Below are 18,368 nucleotides of genomic sequence, written 5' to 3' on the forward strand. Positions count from 1 at the left end.
AGCCGGAACCGGGCCCAGGATCCCGGATCCGGCCGGTTCGGCGGCGATGAAGACCTGTTGCGGGCGGTAGCGAGTGGGTGCCCGCAACACCAGACAGAACACCGTGCCTCGGGAACATCGTGGCACTTCAGGGCGTTTTCGCCCGTACAGGGAGGCGGCATGACAGAGACGGCGAGCGGTCCGGCACGGAGTTCCCGCGCCAAGGGCACCAAGGCGGCAGCGAACAAGGGCCTGCGTATCGAGCGCATCCACACCACCCCCGGCGTGCACCCGTACGACGAGGTGACCTGGGAGCGCCGTGACGTCGTCATGACCAACTGGCGCGACGGCTCGGTCAACTTCGAGCAGCGCGGCGTCGAGTTCCCCGACTTCTGGTCGGTGAACGCGGTCAACATCGTCACCAGCAAGTACTTCCGCGGCGCGGTCGGCACCCCGCAGCGCGAGGTGAGCCTCAAGCAGCTCATCGACCGCATCGTGAAGACGTACCGGAAGGCCGGCGAGGACTACAAGTACTTCGCCTCTCCCGCGGACGCCGAGATCTTCGAGCACGAGCTGGCGTACGCCCTCCTGCACCAGATCTTCAGCTTCAACAGCCCCGTCTGGTTCAACGTGGGCACGCCCCAGCCGCAGCAGGTCTCCGCCTGCTTCATCCTGTCCGTCGACGACTCCATGGAGTCGATCCTCGACTGGTACAAGGAAGAGGGCATGATCTTCAAGGGCGGCTCCGGTGCCGGCCTGAACCTCTCCCGCATCCGCTCCTCCAAGGAGCTGCTCTCCTCCGGTGGCAACGCCTCCGGTCCGGTCTCCTTCATGCGCGGCGCCGACGCCTCCGCCGGCACCATCAAGTCCGGTGGTGCCACCCGCCGTGCCGCCAAGATGGTCATCCTGGATGTCGACCACCCCGACATTGAGGACTTCATCGAGACCAAGGTGAAGGAGGAGGAGAAGATCCGCGCCCTGCGCGACGCGGGGTTCGACATGGACCTGGGCGGCGACGACATCACGTCCGTCCAGTACCAGAACGCCAACAACTCGGTCCGTGTCAACGACGAGTTCATGAAGGCCGTCGAGCAGGGCGGCAAGTTCGGCCTGCGCGCGCGGATGACCGGCGAGGTCATCGAAGAGGTCGAGGCCAAGGCCCTGTTCCGCAAGATGGCCGAGGCCGCCTGGGCCTGTGCCGACCCGGGCATCCAGTACGACGACACGATCAACCGCTGGCACACCTGCCCGGAGTCCGGCCGCATCAACGGCTCGAACCCCTGCAGCGAGTACATGCACCTGGACAACACGTCCTGCAACCTCGCCTCGCTGAACCTGATGAAGTTCCTCAAGGACGACGGCAAGGGCACCCAGTCCTTCGACGTCGAGCGCTTCGCCAAGGTCGTCGAGCTCGTCATCACCGCGATGGACATCTCCATCTGCTTCGCGGACTTCCCGACCCAGAAGATCGGCGAGAACACGCGCGCGTTCCGCCAGCTCGGCATCGGCTACGCCAACCTCGGCGCCCTGCTGATGGCGACCGGCCACGCCTACGACTCCGACGGCGGCCGCGCCCTCGCCGGGGCCATCACCTCCCTGATGACCGGCACGTCGTACAAGCGCTCCGCCGAACTCGCCGCGGTCGTCGGCGCGTACGACGGCTACGTCCGCAACGCGACCGCCCACAACCGCGTGATGAAGCAGCACGCCGACGCCAACACCAAGGCCGTCCGCATGGACGACCTCGACACGCCGATCTGGGCCGCCGCCACGGAGGCCTGGCAGGACGTGCTGCGCCTCGGCGAGAAGAACGGTTTCCGTAACTCCCAGGCGTCCGTCATCGCCCCGACCGGCACCATCGGTCTGGCGATGTCCTGCGACACCACCGGCCTGGAGCCCGACCTCGCCCTGGTCAAGTTCAAGAAGCTGGTCGGCGGCGGCTCGATGCAGATCGTCAACGGCACCGTCCCGCAGGCCCTGCGTCGCCTGGGCTACCAGGAGGAGCAGATCGAGGCGATCGTCGCCCACATCGCCGAGCACGGCAATGTGATCGACGCCCCCGGCCTCAAGCACGAGCACTACGAGGTGTTCGACTGCGCCATGGGCGAGCGTTCCATCTCCGCGATGGGTCACGTCCGCATGATGGCCGCGATCCAGCCGTGGATCTCCGGCGCCCTGTCCAAGACGGTCAACCTGCCGGAGTCGGCGACCGTCGAGGACGTCGAGGAGGTCTACTTCGAGGCCTGGAAGATGGGCGTCAAGGCGCTCGCCATCTACCGCGACAACTGCAAGGTCGGCCAGCCGCTCTCCGCCAAGACCAAGGAGAAGGAGAAGGCCGAGGTCACGGAGAAGGCCGAGGCGACCATCCGCGAGACGGTCGAGAAGGTCATCGAGTACCGCCCGGTCCGCAAGCGCCTCCCGAAGGGTCGTCCCGGCATCACGACGTCGTTCACGGTCGGCGGCGCCGAGGGCTACATGACCGCCAACTCCTACCCGGACGACGGTCTCGGCGAGGTCTTCCTGAAGATGTCCAAGCAGGGCTCCACCCTCGCGGGCATGATGGACGCCTTCTCCATCGCCGTGTCCGTCGGCCTCCAGTACGGCGTGCCCCTGGAGACGTACGTCTCGAAGTTCACCAACATGCGCTTCGAGCCGGCCGGTATGACGGACGACCCGGACGTGCGGATGGCGCAGTCGATCGTCGACTACATCTTCCGCCGCCTGGCGCTGGACTTCCTGCCCTTCGAGACGCGGTCCGCGCTCGGCATCCACTCCGCCGAGGAGCGCCAGCGTCACCTGGAGACCGGCTCGTACGAGCAGTCCATGGACGAGGACGAGGTCGACGTCGAGGGCCTGGCCCAGTCGGCGCCGCGCGCCCAGGAGCTGAAGGCCGTCGCCACGCCGCGTGCCGAGGTCGAGGCGGCCAAGCCCGCCCCGAAGCAGGCCCACACCAGCGCCGAACTGGTGGAGATGCAGATGGGCATCCAGGCCGACGCCCCGCTCTGCTTCTCCTGCGGTACGAAGATGCAGCGCGCCGGTTCCTGCTACATCTGCGAGGGCTGCGGCTCGACCAGCGGCTGCAGCTGATGCCGCGCCAGCGCGGCTGAATGGGCTGTGAGAGGAGGGCGGTGGAGCCGGGTTCCGGCTCCACCGCCCCCTTTCGTCGAGAAGCGAAAACTTGTTCCCCCAAAGGGTGTTCACAGGTTAGGCTCCCCCGGCGCACGACCGGCGCGAACGTCAGGGTGGGAACGTGGGGGACATGGTCGACGGTTTCGCCGACTCCGGAAGAGCAGCGACTGAGCCCGAGAAGGGCATGAGCGCGGGGGCCCAGGCGATCGCCGCGGTGGTGGCGGTCGGAGGCCTGGCGCTGGCCCTGTGGGCGCTCGGAGGGACCCTGCGACAGGGGCCCGCCGAAAGCGGGCCGGCCAAGTGCGGGGCCGCGCACCGTACAAAGCCGTCGAAGGGCGTGACCGGGGCCCAGCTGTGCACGGCCCTGAACCGACCGGACCTGCCCGCGCTGCTCGGCATCCCGGACGAGTACGCGCAGACCGCCGACGGCAACGAGAGCACCATCACCTCCGCCGACGGCAGCAAGACCAGCACCCCGGAGGCGAACGTCGATCTGAAGACGTACTCCCTCAAGCTCTCGGTGTCCGACGACGACGTCCCGGTGGCCGACATGGCCGCCTTCCTCGGCGCCACCGCGCAGCGCAGGACGGTCCTCGGACATCCCGCGGTCCTCTACTCGGACCGCACCATCGCCCTGAGCTTCAACCTGGGCGGCGGCAAGGCCAGTACCGGCCCGGGCGGCATCGCCAGGAGCCTGCTGGTCGCCAGGGACGCCGAGGACGGCGGCGGGTTCTACGAGGTCTCCCTCTGGCGCCAGGACTTCGCGACGCCCGACGACACGGCGCTGTTCCGCGTCGCCGAGAAGGTACTGCCGACGGTTCCGGGCTGGCGCACGGGCTGAGGGGGATCAGGGCTGGTGTGCGCGGCCCATGGTCCTGGTGAACGTCTCCGGGTCGTCCTCGTGGCCGTGGATCCCTGGGTGGAAGTCCCACGCTCCGGACCCGTCGCGGACGAACTCCGCGACGGTCGCCGCCGTCGCGCCGAGTACGTCACCGAAGTCGTCCTCGGCCAGGACGGTGTAGCCCTCGCGGATGCGCAGACCCGGGTTGATGACGCTGACGAAGGTCCGCGGCTCCGGACGCGGCTGGATGAGGACGCCGACCACCACGCGCGCGTAGCGCTCGCTGAGCCGGTCGAGCTCCAGCGTCATGATCTCGTCCCAGCCGAAGCCCTTGCCGTCCCTGCTGTCCCGGTTGAGATAGATGGTGCCGTCGGGAGACCGGCTGTCGAAGTGCACCACGTAGGCGGGATCGCCGTACGGGTCGCCCGACGGGTAGGTGGCGGCGACGATGTCCAGATCGGTCGGTGGCTGCCCCGCCGGACTCGGATCCCACTTGACCGCGACCTCGACCTTGCGGATCCCCTTGTTGACGGCGTTCACCAGGTTTCCCCTTCCCCGTTTCCGCATGTACCCAGTCCGGCCCGAACTCCCTTGCGCACTAGGCCGATTGTCCATCCTGCCACGCGCGTGGGCGCGCGTGCCCCGGAGCTGTCCGCCGGAGCGTGACCGGCGCCACGCTCCTGGCCTTACCATGGCGCGGTGCTGGTCAAGTGGATTCGCTGCACCGTGGTGGACCGCCGCGGGTTCGAGCGGGGGCAGCGAAAGTGGGCGGGGCTTCTGGGGGAGCCGGGGTTTCGGGGACAGGGCGGTGGCTGGAGCCGGGGGCGACCCGGTGTGGCGCACATCTTCTCCTTCTGGGAGAGCCGTTCCTTCTACGACTCCTTCATGGCGCGTTCCCACGACCGGCTCGCCGCGTCGCAGTCCGGCACGTTCAAGGACACCCAGGTCAAGCTGTTCGACTACCGCTTCGACGTGAAGACCGGCTTCGAGCCGCGCTTCACGGACGCGGACCTGGTGCGCGTGGCCCTGTGCCGCGTACACGAGGAGCGCGCCGAGCACTTCACCCTGATGCAGGAGAAGGTCTGGAACCCCGCCATGGCCGGCTCGCCGGGCATGATCCGCGGGCTGTTCGGGGAGGCCCCCGGTCACGAGTTCCTGGTGCTCTCCATGTGGCGGTCGGCCGCGGAACACGGCAAGTACCGCGCCGAGCGGGTCGAGCGGCTCGCCCTGCGCGCCCAGATCGAGGCGGACGTCGCGGCCCTCACCGGGGACATCGTGGCGCTCGAACCGACCTGGACGGTGTGAGAACCGGACCCGTCCGGACGCGGCTCGCGGCGCGGGAACTGTGTGACCTACGCCGTATGGAGCCCGTACGAGTGAACGATCGGCCGTCACTCGATCTAGGGTTTCCGCATGGCACGACCACGGCGCATCGTCCTTGTCCGGCACGGGGAGTCAAGGGGCAATGTTGATGACACCGTCTACGAGCGCGAACCCGACCACGCGCTCGCACTGACCGAGCGTGGCCGGGAGCAGGCGGAGGAGACAGGCAAACGGCTGCGGGAGGTCTTCGGCCGCGAGCGCGTCAGCGTGTACGTCTCCCCGTACCGCCGCACCCACGAGACCCTGCGCTCCTTCCACCTCGACCCCGACCTCATCCGGGTGCGCGAGGAGCCCCGGCTGCGCGAGCAGGACTGGGGAAACTGGCAGGACCGCGACGACGTACGCCTCCAGAAGGCCTACCGGGACGCGTACGGGCACTTCTTCTACCGCTTCGCCCAGGGCGAGTCCGGCGCCGACGTGTACGACCGGGTCGGGGGCTTCCTGGAGAGCCTCTTCCGCAGCTTCGAGGACCCCGACCACCCGCCGAACGTGCTGCTCGTGACCCATGGCCTGGCCATGCGGCTGTTCTGCATGCGCTGGTTCCACTGGACTGTCGCGGAGTTCGAGTCCCTGTCGAACCCCGGGAACGCGGAGATGCGGATGCTCGTTCTCGGGGACGACGGCAAGTACCAGCTCGACCGGCCCTTCGAACGCTGGCGGGACCCGGAGCCGTACGGGATCACCGGATAGAGTGGCGCGCATATGACCCCTGACTCCTCCTCCGCCGGGCGCCTGGACCGCGCCCTGGCCAGCCTCCGTGGACTGGCCGTCGGGGACGCCCTGGGCTCGCAGTTCTTCGTGCCGGCGAACTATCCGCTGCTCAAGCGCCGCGAGCTGCCGCCCGGTTTCTGGCAGTGGACCGACGACACGGAGATGGCCTGCTCCGTGGTCGCCGTACTCGCCGCCCACGACCGCATCGACCAGGACGCCCTCGCCCAGTCCTTCGCCCACCACCACGACTTCGACCGGGGTTACGGCCCCGCCGTCAACCGCCTGCTGCGGCTGGTCCGCGAGGGCGGCGACTGGCGCGAACTGGCCGCCGCGCTCTTCAACGGCCAGGGCTCCTGGGGCAACGGCGCGGCCATGCGGATCGCACCCCTGGGCGCCTGGTACGCGGACGACCCGGAGCAGGCGACGCACCAGGCGGAGATCTCCGCCTACCCCACGCACCAGCACCGCGAGGCCGTCGTCGGCGCCATGGCCGTGGCGGCCGCCGCCGCGCTGGTGGCCGCGCCCGCCGGACCGCCGAGCCCCGAGGCGCTCCTCGACGGCGTCGTCGCGCTCGTCCCGAAGAGCGCCGTCGGCGCGGGCCTGCGGCGCGCCCGGGACATGCTCGACTACGGCGACCCGGGCACCGTCGCGGCCGTACTGGGCTGCGGACGGCGTACGACGGCCCACGACACGGTGCCCTTCGCCCTCTGGTCGGCCGCGCGGGCCCTCGGCGACTACGAGCGGGCCTTCTGGACGACCGCCCAGGTCGGCGGAGACGTGGACACCACCTGCGCGATCGTCGGTGGCGTGGTCGCCTCGACGAGGGCGGGGGAGCCGCCGGCCGACTGGACCGCGCGGACGGAAACACTGCCGGACTGGGCACCGAGGGCGCGAGCGGCTTCGGCCTGACGGTCGGTGCGGTGCAGCGGTGCGGTGCAGTGCGGTGCGGTGCAGCGGTGCAGTGCCGTGTGGGCGGGTGGCTCTACGTCCTCTGCCCAGTCGGCCGGTGTCGCTGCGTGGCGGCTGGCTGAAACTCTCCGTGTTCGCCGGGAACTCTGCGTGACCGGTCGTGCGTTGTGCATGTGTCGGCCCCGCTGGTGGCGGGGCGAGATGACGCGGGTGGCACACGTAGGTCCTGGGGGGTGGGGGTCATGCGGTTCCTGGCAGCAGCGCCACCGGTGGCGTCGGCGTCGCGCGGCGCCGCGGGTGTGCGGACGGCCGGACCGGCGTCCTCGCCGTCGGTCCCCTGGACCCGGTCCGGCCGTCCCTCTGCGGGCGGGATCGGGTCAGCCGATGCCCGGGCCCGCCGTTCCGGCGAGAGCCTCCAGGTCGCTTTTCCGCACCCGGATCACCAGCCAGGCGGTCGCGAGTGCCAGTACGGCCATTGCCGCGGCGGCGACGAAGCCCACCGAGATGCCGTGGGCGAGCACCTCGTGCCCCCATGTGCCGGGCAGCTGATGCGTCTTGGCGAACTCCGCCTTCTGTTCCGGCGAACCGTCGGCGAGGAACTTCGGAAGCTGCTTCGACGCCTCGTCCTTGCTGGCCGAGCCGAACACCGTCGTCAGGATGGACAGCCCGAGCGAACCGCCCACCTGCTGCATGGCGTTGAGGAGACCCGAGGCCGCACCCGCCTCGTGCTGGGCGACACCGGAGACCGCGGTCACCGTCAGCGTCACGAAGTTCAGGCCCATGCCGAAGCCGAAGACCAGCATCGGACCGAGCACCCCGCCGACGTAGGAGCTGTCCGAGCTGATCATGGTCTGCCAGGTCAGTCCGACCACCGCGAGCGCGGAGCCGGTGAGCATGAACGGCTTGGGGCCGAACCGGGGCAGGAACCGCTGCGACAGACCCGCGCCGAGCGCGATCACGACCGTCACCGGCAGGAAGGCGAGGCCGGCCTGGATCGGGCTGTACCCCAGCACGTTCTGCACGAAGAGCACGATGTAGAAGAACATGCCGAACATCGCCGCGGCCAGGCTCAGCATGATCACGTACGTGCCCGAGCGGTTGCGGTCGGCGAACATCCGCAGCGGCGTGATGGGCTCCTTGGCCCGGGACTCGATCAGTGCGAAGGCCGCCAGCAGGACCACGGCGGCGCCGAAGGACCCGACGGTCAGACTGTCCCGCCAGCCCTCGTCCGCAGCGCGGATGAAGCCGTAGACGAGCGAGGCCATGCCCGCGGTCGAGGTCACGGCGCCCGCGATGTCGAAGCGCCCCGAATGGCGCTCGGACTCGTTGATGTAGACCGGCGCGAGAAGGATGATCACCAGGCCGATCGGCACGTTGACGAAGAACACCCAGCGCCAGTCCAGCCACTCGGTGAGCATGCCGCCGGAGAGCAGTCCGATGGCACCGCCGCCCGCGGAGACCGCCGCGAAGACGCCGAACGCCCGGTTGCGCTCGGGTCCCTCGGGAAACGTGGTGGTGATGAGCGCCAGCGCGGTGGGCGACGCGATCGCGCCTCCCATGCCCTGCAGGACCCGCGCGGCCAGCAGCTGCCAGGGCTCCTGGGCGAGGCCGCCGAGCAGCGAGGCGAGGGTGAACAACAGGATGCCGGTCATGAAGACCCGGCGACGACCGAGGATGTCGCCGGCCCGGCCGCCCAGGAGCAGCAGGCCGCCGAAGGTGAGTGTGTAGGCGCTGACGACCCAGGTGAGGTCGGTCGTGCTGAACTGGAGCGCGTCTTGAATGTGCGGCAGCGCGATGTTCACAATCGTCGCGTCGAGGACCACCATGAGTTGGCAGGCCGCGATGACCGCGAGCGCGACGCCGGGGCGGCCGCCCCGGCGAGCCGCACCCGGCTTCTGATCTTTGATCAACTGAGAGGTTGTCACTATGGGTCCCCCACGGAAGCGTTAGTGAACGCCCGCGTTCACTGTCGCGTCAAAGGTAGTGAGTCCCCGATAGTGAACGCAAGCGTTCACTTAAATCGGTGTCGTGCGGCACGTCCCCCGTTGCCGTCGCGCGACGCCCCCACCCTCGTCCCTCAAGTCCCCGCTCACCCGCTCGCTGGAGACAGATCAGATGGTTACCTCGCGCTGGACGGCCGCCCCCGCTCAGGCGGCCTCCCCCCGTCGGCGCGGCGCCGTACTCGAACGCGCCATCCTCGATGCCGCCCTGGACCAGCTCGGCACGGTCGGCTGGAACGGTCTGACCATGGAGGGCGTCGCTGCCGGCGCCCAGACCGGCAAGGCCGCGGTCTACCGCCGGTGGCCGTCCAAGGAGGACCTCGTCGCGGACGCCCTGCAGGCTGCCCTGCCGCGCATCGAGGAGGTGCCCGATCTGGGCAGCGTGCGTGAGGACCTGCTCCAGCTGTGCCGCCAGGCGCGGGACGCGATGTTCTCCCGCCCCGGATACGCCGTCCGCTCCGTGGTTCACGAGTGCAACCCGGTGCAGGCGGAGCGGTTCCACACCGTGATCTTCGACGGGATCGTCGAGCCCACGCTCAAGCTGCTCCGCGAAGTCATCACGCGGGGAATCGCTCGGAACGAGGTGCGGTCCGACGCGGCGAACGGTTACGTCTTCGACGCAGTCCCCGCCATGATGATGTACCGATCCAAGATGTGCGGGAGTGAATGGAGCGACCGCGATCTCGAGGAAATGGTCGACCAGTTGATGGTTCCGCTGCTTCGGCCGAGCGGGGGCTGAGTGGGGAGGGGCTGCGGCCGAGCGGCGGGCCCACGCAGGGGTCGGCTGACGGTTGAGCGGCGGCCCGTGCAGGGGTCGGCTGGCGGTCGAGAGGCGGCCGGCTGGCGGTCGAGTGACGGTCGGGCGACGGCTCAACGGCGGCTGAGCGGGGGCGCGACGGTCGGGACGCGGCTTGAGGAGCCGGGGTGTCGCCGGTGATCCGCGAGGCGTACTCTAAGGGCGCCATGCCGTACGAACCCCCTACTCACACCGTCGAGCGCTCCCTTCGCGCAACGACCGGAGCGAAGATCATTGCCGGTGTCGACGAGGTGGGGCGCGGCGCGTGGGCCGGCCCCGTCACCGTCTGCGCGGCGGTCACCGGACTGCGCCGACCTCCCGAAGGCCTCACCGACTCCAAGCTGCTCACCGTGAAGCGCCGCACCGTGCTCGCCGAGGAGCTGCGGAAGTGGGTGACGTCCTACGCGCTCGGCCACGCCTCGCACGAGGAGATCGACGCTCTCGGGATGACCGCGGCCCTGCGACTGGCGGCGGGGCGCGCCCTTGAGGCTCTGCCGGTCCGCCCGGACGCGGTGATCCTCGACGGCAAGCACGACTACCTGGGGATGCCCTGGAAGGTCCGTACGGTCATCAAGGGCGACCAGTCGTGCGTGGCGGTGGCCGCGGCCTCGGTGATCGCCAAGGTTCAGCGCGACAAAATGATGGCCGAACTGGGCGTCGACCATGCAGACTTCGGGTTTGCGGACAACGCCGGGTATCCGTCGCCCGTGCACAAGGCCGCACTGGAGGTACGGGGGCCCACCCCGTATCACCGGTTGTCGTGGGCGTATCTTGATGCGCTGCCCCAGTGGCGGCATCTCAAGAAGGTCCGCAGCTGGGCGGACGGAAGCGTTCCGGAAATCGAGGGTCAGCTCGGCTTCGATTTCTGACGATTCCGCTCGCACGCATGTGCCACCCGCTGACGCGAGCCGCACCAACGTTTGATAAACATCAGCTCATGCCTCTCATTCCCGAGGAGCCTCAGATTCACGAGAGTGCCCAGGGTCCCCGCGCCACTCCGGCCAGTGGCCGTACCGCGCCGACCCCTCGTCCTGTACCCGGCCCCCGTCCCGCGGCTCCGTCGCGGCCCGGTCGTCCTGGTCCGCTCCGGCCCACCGCGCCGGCGCAACGTACGTCGCGTGACGTGACCGCGGTCAAGCCCGGGCCCTCGGCCCCGGCCGCCCCCGCCGCGGCTCCGGCGTCCCCGCAGATCCAGCTGATCCCGGCTTCGCCCGAAGGCGCCCTCGACGCCGCCGAAGAGGCCGTGGACCTGCTGCTGGACTCGGGGCGGACACCCGGCGACGTACTCGTCATCACCACCGGCGAACAGCACCCGTGGGCCACCCACGAACTGTCCTTCGGTGAAGCCTCCTACTGGGCCCAGCACGACGCGGGCGACGACGTCTTCTACGCGGACGCCGCCGTCGCTTCCCGTGCCGCCGCCCGCCCGGTCGTCGTGGTCGCCGTCAACGGCGGACCCGCCTCGGCCGCCGCGACGGCGCTGCAGCTGGCCCATGGCCGGGCCGGTGCCCTGCTGATCGTCTGCGGCGACCCGCAGCAGATCAACTCGGTGCTCGGCGCGGGCGTCTGAGCCCGCTGCGACACGTCCGAGGCGCACCGGCAACGCCGCCCGAGTGACGGTGGTGCCGCTACGGCGGCACCGTGCACGGCGGGGGCTATGGCGTGCGCGGGGCGCCTTCGGGACTGGGCGGTCTGGGGTGCCTGCGGGAGTTGGTTGCGCGAGGTGCCTGCGGGAGTTGGTGGTCAGGACGCGGGGAGAAGCCGCGCCGCGCTGTGTGACAGGGCGTCGTCAACACGTGCGGGAGAACTCGGCGTTGTCGAGGCGCGCGGGAGGAGTTCGGCGTTGTCGAGGCTCCGGAGAACTCCGTGCCCAGGCACGGGGAACTCAGGGGTGCCGAGGCATGTTGATGCCCCCGAGTTGCCGAGGCGGGTGCTGGCCCCAAGGTTGCCGAGACGTGGGTCAGCCCCCGGGCTGCCGAGACGTGGGTCAGCCCCCGGGCTGCCGAGACGTGGGGCCGCCTCCCGGGTTGCCGAAGACGTCGTGCAGGACTCCGTGTCGCCAAGGCGCGCGGAGAGCCTGGGCGTCGTCGGACGCGCGGACAATCCGGGCGCCATCAGGACGCGCAGGGAACATGGGTGCCGTCGGGACGCGCGGAGACAGTGGGCCGGCCGACCGGGAGGGCCGGCCGTGCGGCCGGCCGATGGCGCGGCCGGCCGGTGCTTCAGCGGGCCGCCGCGCGGCGCAATACCTCCGAGGCGGCGCCGCCGGTGCGCGGCAGCGGAGGCGGTGCCTCGGACAACCCGAAGGGCTCCGGTGCCGAGTCCGTGTTCGGCCGGCGCCCGCCGCGGCCCTCCCCGAGCACCTGCCAGCCGTCCCGGGTCAGCGTGATGTACGCCCCGCACCGCAGCCCGTGCAGCGTGCACGCGTCACGCAGGCCCCACATCCACGCGCCGTCCTCCTCGGTCCAACGTGCGTCGCCCTCACGGCAGTACAGCAGCACGGCGGTGCGCACCGGCGTGCGGCGGCGCAGGTCGTGCGGGATCACCCTGCGTAGTTGGGCGAGCAGCGCGTTGCGGAACATCCAGCCGTCGGCCGGGGCCGGGCGGCGGGTGAACGAGGCGCTGGCGCACAGCCGTTCCTCCGGATCGAGGACGGCCACGATCGCCGTCGCCGGCCCGGGGCGATGCCGGGAGTGCAGTCCGCTGACGACCTCTCGGGGATTGCGCAGCAGTGGGATGCCCGCGGCGGCCCACTCGGCCGGTTCGAGCATACGGACGAGAGGGTTGGCGGATGCGGCGGACAGGTCGGCAGACGTCGACGTGGACGCCGCTGAGGACGGAGCGAATCCGAAGGTCACGGTCCTCCCTTCGGCTACGCGCCCACACTGAGGGCGAGGTCGGATTCGGGGGAGCGCGCACCGCAGCAGAGCCCTACCGGACCACGGACGAGCCGTGCGGGGAGCGGAGTTCAATTCTTCCTGTCGAACTTGGATGCGGCAACGAGCAATTGGGGCCACTGACCGGAAGATGACGGTACGTGGTTTATATCCCTACCCCGTGGCCACGGCCGCGACGCATGAGGCGACCGTTCACCTCGCGTTCGTACACCGTTGGGACACAGGTGGTCCAGAGGAAGGGTGTACGTCACGATGCGCGGTGCCCGTCGAGATCATCCCTGGACCGCCAACACCAGGGGCAGCACCCCCTGCGCACCGGCCCGGCGAAGCGCGCGGGCCGCGACCGCGAGCGTCCAGCCCGTCTCGGTGTAGTCGTCGACGAGGAGGACCGGACCGGCGGCCTCCGCGAGGGCGGCGGTCAGGGCGGGCGGCACGGTCAGCGCGCCGGCCAGGGCCTTGAGGCGCTGGGCACTGTTGCTGCGGGAGAGCCGGGGCGCGTCGTCCGTGTACTCGACCGAGCCAAGCAGCGGCAGCCGGCCGACCTCCGCGATGCGCGCGGCCACGGAGCCGATCAGCCGGGGCCGGGTGCGTGAGGCGATGCTGACCACGCCCACGGGGCGGGGCTGGGCGTCCGTCACGCCGGGGGCCCAGCCGCCGGGCCCCTTGGCCCAGTCGGCCAGAACGCCCACGACGGCCTTGGCCACGTCGTCCGGCACCGGTTCGTCCGGGGCCTGCGGCGCGAACATGGGGCGCAGCCGGTTGCCCCAGCCGATGTCCGACAGTCGGCCCAACGCCCGCCCCGAGGCGGCCTGTTCGCCGGCCGGGATGCGCCCCTTGAGTTCGACGCCGATCGCCGGCAGGCCCGTCGGCCACATGCGGCGCGGCTCCACCTCCACGCCGGCCCTGCCGAGATCGGCGCGCGCCGCGTCCACCGCCGTCGTGGACGTGTCCGCGGTGAATCGCGCGCCCGCGCAGTTGTCGCAGCGACCGCAGGGCTTGGCGCCCTCGTCGTCCAGCTGACGCTGCAGGAACTCCATCCGGCAGTCCGTCGTCGACGCGTACTCGCGCATCGCCTGCTGCTCGGCCTTGCGCTGCCGCGCGACCCAGGCGTACCGCTCCGCCTCGTACGTCCACGGCTGTCCGGTCGCGGTCCAGCCGCCCTTGACCCGCCTGACCGCCCCGTCGACGTCGAGCACCTTGAGCATGCTCTCCAGCCGGGAACGGCGCAGTTCCACCAAGGGCTCCAGCGCGGGCAGCGACAGTGGGCGGTCGGCGTGCGCGAGGACGTCCAGCGTGCGGCGTACCAGATCCTCCGGCGGGAAGGCGAGCGAGGCGAAGTACTCCCAGATCGCCTCGTCCTCCTGCCCTGGGAGTAGCAGCACCTCGGCGTGCTCGACGCCGCGTCCGGCGCGTCCCACCTGCTGGTAGTAGCCGATGGGGGAGGAAGGCGAGCCGAGATGGACCACGAAGCCGAGGTCCGGTTTGTCGAAGCCCATGCCGAGCGCCGACGTGGCCACGAGGGCCTTCACCCTGTTCGCCAGAAGGTCGTCCTCGGCCTGCTGCCGGTCCGCGTTCTCCGTCTTGCCGGTGTACGAGGCCACCGTGTGCCCGCGATGCCGCAGGAACGCGGTGACCTCCTCGGCGGCGGCCACGGTGAGCGTATAGATGATCCCGGAACCCGGCAGCTCGCCGAGGTGGTCGGCGAGCCAGGCCATCCGGTGCGCGGCGTCCGGCAGCCGCAGCACGCTCAGGCTCAGGCTCTCCCGGTCGAGCGGACCACGCAGCACCAGGGCGTCCGATGTGCCGCCCGTCCCGAGCTGTTCCGCCACGTCGGCGGTCACCCGAGCGTTGGCCGTGGCGGTGGTCGCGAGTACGGGTACGCCCGGCGGAAGATCGCTGAGCATGGTGCGCAGCCGGCGGTAGTCGGGGCGGAAGTCGTGCCCCCAGTCGGAGATGCAGTGGGCCTCGTCCACCACGAGCAGTCCGGTGGCGGCGGCCAGCTTGGGCAGTACCTGGTCCCGGAAGTCCGGATTGTTCAGTCGCTCCGGGCTCACGAGCAGCACGTCGACCTCGCCCGCGGCGATCTCGTCCTCGACGGTGCCCCACTCCTCCGTGTTGGAGGAGTTGATCGTCCGGGCGTGGATGCCCGCCCGGGCCGCGGCCTCGACCTGGTTGCGCATCAGTGCGAGCAGCGGGGAGACGATCACCGTGGGGCCGCTGCCCTGGGCCCGCAGCAGCGACGTGGCCACGAAGTAGACGGCAGACTTGCCCCACCCCGTGCGCTGCACGACGAGCGCCCGGCGCTTCTCGGCGACCAGCGCCTCGATCGCCCGCCACTGATCCTCGCGCAGCCGGGCCGTGCCGCCGGCGTCCCCCACCAGGCGGGCGAGGACCGCGTCGGCGGCGGTCCGAAGTTCCGCGTTGCTCGTGTGCTCCATGCGTCCCATCAAACAGGACGGGACTGACAACCCGGGCCAAGCGGGGGGCGGGGCGGTGTGGAGGGGAGCCGGTAATACTGCCGGTGGGCAGGTAACTTGCCTTGCTGTTAAGCGAGTTGTGGTGGATCGACGTCAGGTTGATGTGCCCATGGTCGGACTTGTCCACAGGGCAAAGCGGAGTCTCGTGATCCGCGAGATCGTCTGCGCATGACGAACCACGGCGAAACCACCGGATCACCCGAAAACGACAAGGCGGCCGGGCACGAGGACCGCGCGCCGCACGACACCCACGGCCGTTCCCTGCCGCCGGACACGCACATCGGACCGACGGCTTACGACAGCCACGGCGCCGAGCACCAGGTCACCCTGCGCACCCCCGCGGAACTCGCCGACGCGTTGCCGTACCTCCTCGGCTACCGCCCCGAGGACAGCATCGTCCTGGTCGCCCTGCACGACCGGGAGAGCCGGGGCCGGTTCGGCGGTCGCGCCCGGCTCGGCATTCCCACCAGCGCGGACGACTGGGCGTCCGTCGCACGGCAACTGGCACACGGACTGGTCACGGGAAGCGAGCGCCGAGGAGCCCGTCCCGAGCAGATGGTCGCCTATCTCTGTCAGGAACCGGCGAAGGGCGAGTCGGGCCGCCAGGTCATGGAGCGGCTGCGCCCACTGGCCCAGAAACTGCGCGTCGAGTGCGGGCAGCTCGACGTGCCGGTGATCGAGGCCCTGTGCATCTCCGACGGCCGCTTCTGGTCGTACTGCTGTGTCAACGAGAGCTGCTGTCCGCCCGAAGGCCTCCCGATGGGCCTGCCCGGTACCTCCGTGCTCGCCGCTGCCGCCACCTACGCCGGCCTGCAGGTACGGGGCACGCTGCGCGAACTGCGCGCGAGGCTGCAGCCCTGGGAGACGGGGGCGGCTCTGACACAGGAGATCGCCCTCGACACGGCGAGCACGAGTCTGGTGCCCAGGATCCTGGACGCCGCCCACCGTGTGGCGGTGGCCGAGGAGACGCTCGGGCTGGCCGAGCGGATCATGCGGCGCCTGGCCGCGGCGCCGCCGGTCACCGGCACGATCACCGCGGACCTCCGTGACGACGATCTGCTCGGACACGACGAGGCCGCGGCGCTGATCCTCGGCCTGCAGGACCGTGTGACCCGCGACCGTGCCGCCGAGTGGATGGAGGGGGAGGAGGCCGCACCCGCCCTGCGACTCTGGCGGGCCCTCGCCCGCCGCTGCGTCGGCCCCTACGGCGAACACGCCGCCGCGCCGCTGACCCTCGCCGGCTGGGTCGCATGGTCCACCGGCGACGATCTGGAGGCCCGCGAAGCCCTCGCCATGGCTTTGGGCGCGGACCCCGGCTATCTCTTCGCCCGCCTCCTGCACCAGGCCTGCAACGAAGGCCTGGACCCCGAGTCGGTCCGCCGCTGCCTGCGAGCGGAACGCCGGGACCGAGGAGCTGCTCCGCTTGGCCACGGCGACGACCAGAGGGAGGCCGCACCCAAGGACACCGGACTGGCCCCGGTCCAGGAGGACACTCCCCGTCCGCGACGCCGCTCCCGCTCGGGCGGTACGGCGGTGAACCGGCCGCGCTCGGCGAGGGTGGCCGCCCGGGGCGGCGGGGTGACCGTTCCCCGCCCCAGGAAACCTGCCGCGGCCGACACCACGCCGACTGGCGCTGCTCACTCGGGCACGACGGGTGCGGGCGGTCCCGGCACCGGACGGACCGACGGCACCCGCCCCGGCCCCGCGCCAACCGGCGGCACCCGGCCCGGCAGGGCGCGGACGGGCGACCCCCGCCCGCGTACATCCGGAAGGGGGACCGCACGCAGGGGTGACAACCGCCTCGGAAGCGCGCGCCCCGGAACCGACGGGAGCGAGACAGAGGCATGAGCAACAGCCGCTCGGATCCGGCGGTGTGCCGACGCGAGGGAAGCCACGCGGCCAGGCATGCCGGGCCTCGCGGCGGCCGAGGCCTTCGGTCACCGGCTTCCCGAGATGTACGCGGGGTGCGGCACCGAGGACAGCGTTCCTCTGCCGCACCCGGCGGCCTGCCGCCCGGCGGCCACCGCGGCCGGGGTGTACCTGCTGTCCACGCTGGCGGGCATCCGCCCCGACGGCCCGTCCGCACCGTCACGCTGCGTCCGGTGCACAGCGCGCCCCTCGGCGAGATCGTCCTGACAGGACTGCGGATCAGCGACGCCCCCTTCTCCGTGCGGGTCAGCCGGCTCGGCCTCGCGATGGTCGGGCTGCCGACGGGCTGCAGCTGGGGGTGTGACCTCGCACGACATCGCACCGCCCCATGGTCGGCAGCGCACGCCGAGACGCATACCGGAAAGAAGTGGATCAGTCACCGAAGCGGCCGACGAAGGGAGTGTTTATCGTCAGGCAGACGACTATGATCGCCGCATGTCCTACGACCCGTCAGCCTTTCCGCCCTTCGCTGTCACCGTGGACCTGGTCGTACTGACCGTGCGCCGCCATGCCCTGTGTGCGCTGGCGGTGCGCAGGGGCGAACCACCCTTTCAGGGGCGCTGGGCACTGCCCGGTGGTTTCGTGAGGGCCGACGAGGACCTGGCGCAGGCGGCAGCACGCGAGTTGGCCGAGGAGACCGGGTTGCGCGCCCACGATCCCTCGGTCCCCGCTCAGGACAACGGCGCCCATCTCGAACAGCTCGCGACCTACGGCGACCCCAAGCGCGATCCCCGGATGCGGGTGGTCAGCGTCGCCCACCTCGCCCTCGCTCCCGACTTGCCCGCACCTCGCGCGGGCGGTGACGCCAGCAACGCCCGCTGGGCGCCGGTGGAGGAGTTGCTGCAGCAGGGCGGTTACGGCCGCGACGGCGAACCGGTGGCGCCGCTCGCCTTCGACCACGCCCAGATCCTGTCCGACGGGGTGGAACGCGCCCGCTCCAAGATCGAGTACTCGTCCCTCGCCACGGCGTTCTGCCCCACCGAGTTCACCGTCGGCGAGCTGCGCAGGGTCTACGAGGCGGTGTGGGGCGTGGCCCTCGACCCGCGCAACTTCCATCGCAAGGTGACGGGAACCCCGGGCTTCCTCGTCCCCACCGGCGGTACCACCACGCGACAGGGCGGCCGCCCGGCGCAGCTGTTCCGGGCGGGCGGTGCCACGTTGCTCAACCCGCCCATGCTGCGCCCCGAAGTGTGAGGCCGAACCCGCGCACCGCGTCTCCGCCCGGCACGGCGACCACCGCGGTACCGGGCTGAGGAGCGAGCGGCGAACACGGTTCCGAGCGGACCGGTCGCGGCTGGTGGGGCGGCCACGCGATGC

At 70.9% G+C, this 18,368-nt stretch carries 14 protein-coding genes and 1 pseudogene; 11 read left to right on the forward strand and 4 right to left on the reverse strand.

Going from position 1 to position 18,368, the window contains the following annotated elements; all coding sequences use genetic code 11:
* The first annotated feature begins 159 nt into the window (after positions 1 to 159).
* Together FBY22_RS06355 and FBY22_RS06360 are read left to right on the forward strand one after the other, a co-directional pair.
* Positions 160 to 3,066: a vitamin B12-dependent ribonucleotide reductase gene (locus FBY22_RS06355; RefSeq protein ID WP_142143070.1), complete on the forward strand. Its 2,907-nt coding sequence runs from the start codon at positions 160 to 162 to the stop codon at positions 3,064 to 3,066.
* Between the two features lie 172 nt (positions 3,067 to 3,238).
* Positions 3,239 to 3,949 carry a DUF6215 domain-containing protein gene (locus tag FBY22_RS06360; RefSeq protein WP_260844966.1) on the forward strand — a complete coding sequence of 237 codons (711 nt, stop codon included), beginning with the start codon at positions 3,239 to 3,241 and terminating at the stop codon, positions 3,947 to 3,949.
* Positions 3,950 to 3,955: 6 nt separating this feature from the next.
* On the opposite strand, the gene FBY22_RS06365 is transcribed toward FBY22_RS06360, so the two are convergent.
* The gene (locus tag FBY22_RS06365) at positions 3,956 to 4,489 is read right to left on the reverse strand and encodes a TerD family protein (RefSeq protein WP_142143072.1); all 534 of its coding nucleotides are present in this window, start codon (positions 4,487 to 4,489) and stop codon (positions 3,956 to 3,958) included.
* A gap of 159 nt (positions 4,490 to 4,648) precedes the next feature.
* Between FBY22_RS06365 and FBY22_RS06370 the strand changes: the two genes are divergently transcribed.
* The 3 genes from FBY22_RS06370 to FBY22_RS06380 all read left to right on the forward strand — a co-directional run bounded on the left by FBY22_RS06370 (position 4,649) and on the right by FBY22_RS06380 (position 6,952).
* Positions 4,649 to 5,254: a YdbC family protein gene (locus FBY22_RS06370; protein ID WP_142143073.1), complete on the forward strand. Its 606-nt coding sequence runs from the start codon at positions 4,649 to 4,651 to the stop codon at positions 5,252 to 5,254.
* Between the two features lie 108 nt (positions 5,255 to 5,362).
* Entirely contained in the window at positions 5,363 to 6,022 is a 660-nt protein-coding gene (locus FBY22_RS06375) for a histidine phosphatase family protein (RefSeq protein WP_142143074.1), read from the forward strand.
* 12 nt (positions 6,023 to 6,034) lie between these two features.
* Positions 6,035 to 6,952 (forward strand): ADP-ribosylglycohydrolase family protein, encoded by a 918-nt coding sequence (locus FBY22_RS06380; protein WP_142143075.1) that lies wholly within the window; start codon positions 6,035 to 6,037, stop codon positions 6,950 to 6,952.
* A gap of 377 nt (positions 6,953 to 7,329) precedes the next feature.
* Here the strand turns inward: FBY22_RS06380 and FBY22_RS06385 are convergent, their stop codons facing one another.
* A complete protein-coding gene (locus FBY22_RS06385; protein WP_142143077.1) occupies positions 7,330 to 8,877 on the reverse strand; it encodes an MFS transporter in 1,548 nt (515 codons plus the stop codon).
* A gap of 190 nt (positions 8,878 to 9,067) precedes the next feature.
* Here FBY22_RS06385 and FBY22_RS06390 point away from each other — a divergent pair, with 190 nt between their 5' ends.
* The 3 genes from FBY22_RS06390 (at position 9,068) to FBY22_RS06400 (ending at position 11,318) form a co-directional block, all read left to right on the forward strand.
* Entirely contained in the window at positions 9,068 to 9,691 is a 624-nt protein-coding gene (locus FBY22_RS06390) for a TetR/AcrR family transcriptional regulator (protein ID WP_142143079.1), read from the forward strand.
* Between the two features lie 224 nt (positions 9,692 to 9,915).
* The gene (locus tag FBY22_RS06395) at positions 9,916 to 10,617 is read left to right on the forward strand and encodes a ribonuclease HII (RefSeq protein WP_142147399.1); all 702 of its coding nucleotides are present in this window, start codon (positions 9,916 to 9,918) and stop codon (positions 10,615 to 10,617) included.
* 68 nt (positions 10,618 to 10,685) lie between these two features.
* On the forward strand, positions 10,686 to 11,318 hold the full coding sequence (locus FBY22_RS06400; RefSeq protein ID WP_142143081.1) for a hypothetical protein: 633 nt from the start codon (positions 10,686 to 10,688) through the stop codon (positions 11,316 to 11,318).
* A gap of 652 nt (positions 11,319 to 11,970) precedes the next feature.
* Here the strand turns inward: FBY22_RS06400 and FBY22_RS06405 are convergent.
* Positions 11,971 to 12,606: a hypothetical protein gene (locus FBY22_RS06405; RefSeq protein WP_142143083.1), complete on the reverse strand. Its 636-nt coding sequence runs from the start codon at positions 12,604 to 12,606 to the stop codon at positions 11,971 to 11,973.
* A 311-nt stretch (positions 12,607 to 12,917) separates the two neighbouring features.
* Positions 12,918 to 15,083: an ATP-dependent DNA helicase RecQ gene (locus FBY22_RS06410; RefSeq protein WP_142143086.1), complete on the reverse strand. Its 2,166-nt coding sequence runs from the start codon at positions 15,081 to 15,083 to the stop codon at positions 12,918 to 12,920.
* A 207-nt stretch (positions 15,084 to 15,290) separates the two neighbouring features.
* Here FBY22_RS06410 and FBY22_RS06415 point away from each other — a divergent pair, with 207 nt between their 5' ends.
* From FBY22_RS06415 to FBY22_RS06425, 3 genes and pseudogenes are all read left to right on the forward strand, one after another.
* A complete protein-coding gene (locus FBY22_RS06415; RefSeq protein WP_142143088.1) occupies positions 15,291 to 16,970 on the forward strand; it encodes a DUF4192 domain-containing protein in 1,680 nt (559 codons plus the stop codon).
* Between the two features lie 66 nt (positions 16,971 to 17,036).
* A pseudogene (locus tag FBY22_RS06420) lies at positions 17,037 to 17,355 on the forward strand (glycogen debranching protein); the annotation flags it as partial.
* Between the two features lie 131 nt (positions 17,356 to 17,486).
* Positions 17,487 to 18,245 (forward strand): NUDIX domain-containing protein, encoded by a 759-nt coding sequence (locus FBY22_RS06425; RefSeq protein WP_142143090.1) that lies wholly within the window; start codon positions 17,487 to 17,489, stop codon positions 18,243 to 18,245.
* The last annotated feature ends 123 nt before the right edge of the window (positions 18,246 to 18,368 follow it).

This window comes from Streptomyces sp. SLBN-31, assembly GCF_006715395.1.
Classification (GTDB): Bacteria; Actinomycetota; Actinomycetes; order Streptomycetales; family Streptomycetaceae; genus Streptomyces.

Excerpts from the sequence above, each read along its gene's own strand:
- FBY22_RS06355 (WP_142143070.1), top strand. The coding sequence starts at position 160 with ATGACAGAGACGGCGAGCGGTCCGGCACGGAGTTCCCGCGCCAAGGGC.
- FBY22_RS06360 (WP_260844966.1), top strand. The coding sequence starts at position 3,239 with ATGGTCGACGGTTTCGCCGACTCCGGAAGAGCAGCGACTGAGCCCGAG.
- FBY22_RS06375 (WP_142143074.1), top strand. The coding sequence starts at position 5,363 with ATGGCACGACCACGGCGCATCGTCCTTGTCCGGCACGGGGAGTCAAGG.
- FBY22_RS06380 (WP_142143075.1), top strand. The coding sequence starts at position 6,035 with ATGACCCCTGACTCCTCCTCCGCCGGGCGCCTGGACCGCGCCCTGGCC.
- FBY22_RS06390 (WP_142143079.1), top strand. The coding sequence starts at position 9,068 with ATGGTTACCTCGCGCTGGACGGCCGCCCCCGCTCAGGCGGCCTCCCCC.
- FBY22_RS06395 (WP_142147399.1), top strand. The coding sequence starts at position 9,916 with ATGCCGTACGAACCCCCTACTCACACCGTCGAGCGCTCCCTTCGCGCA.
- FBY22_RS06400 (WP_142143081.1), top strand. The coding sequence starts at position 10,686 with ATGCCTCTCATTCCCGAGGAGCCTCAGATTCACGAGAGTGCCCAGGGT.
- FBY22_RS06410 (WP_142143086.1), bottom strand. The coding sequence starts at position 15,083 with ATGGAGCACACGAGCAACGCGGAACTTCGGACCGCCGCCGACGCGGTC.
- FBY22_RS06415 (WP_142143088.1), top strand. The coding sequence starts at position 15,291 with ATGACGAACCACGGCGAAACCACCGGATCACCCGAAAACGACAAGGCG.
- FBY22_RS06425 (WP_142143090.1), top strand. The coding sequence starts at position 17,487 with ATGTCCTACGACCCGTCAGCCTTTCCGCCCTTCGCTGTCACCGTGGAC.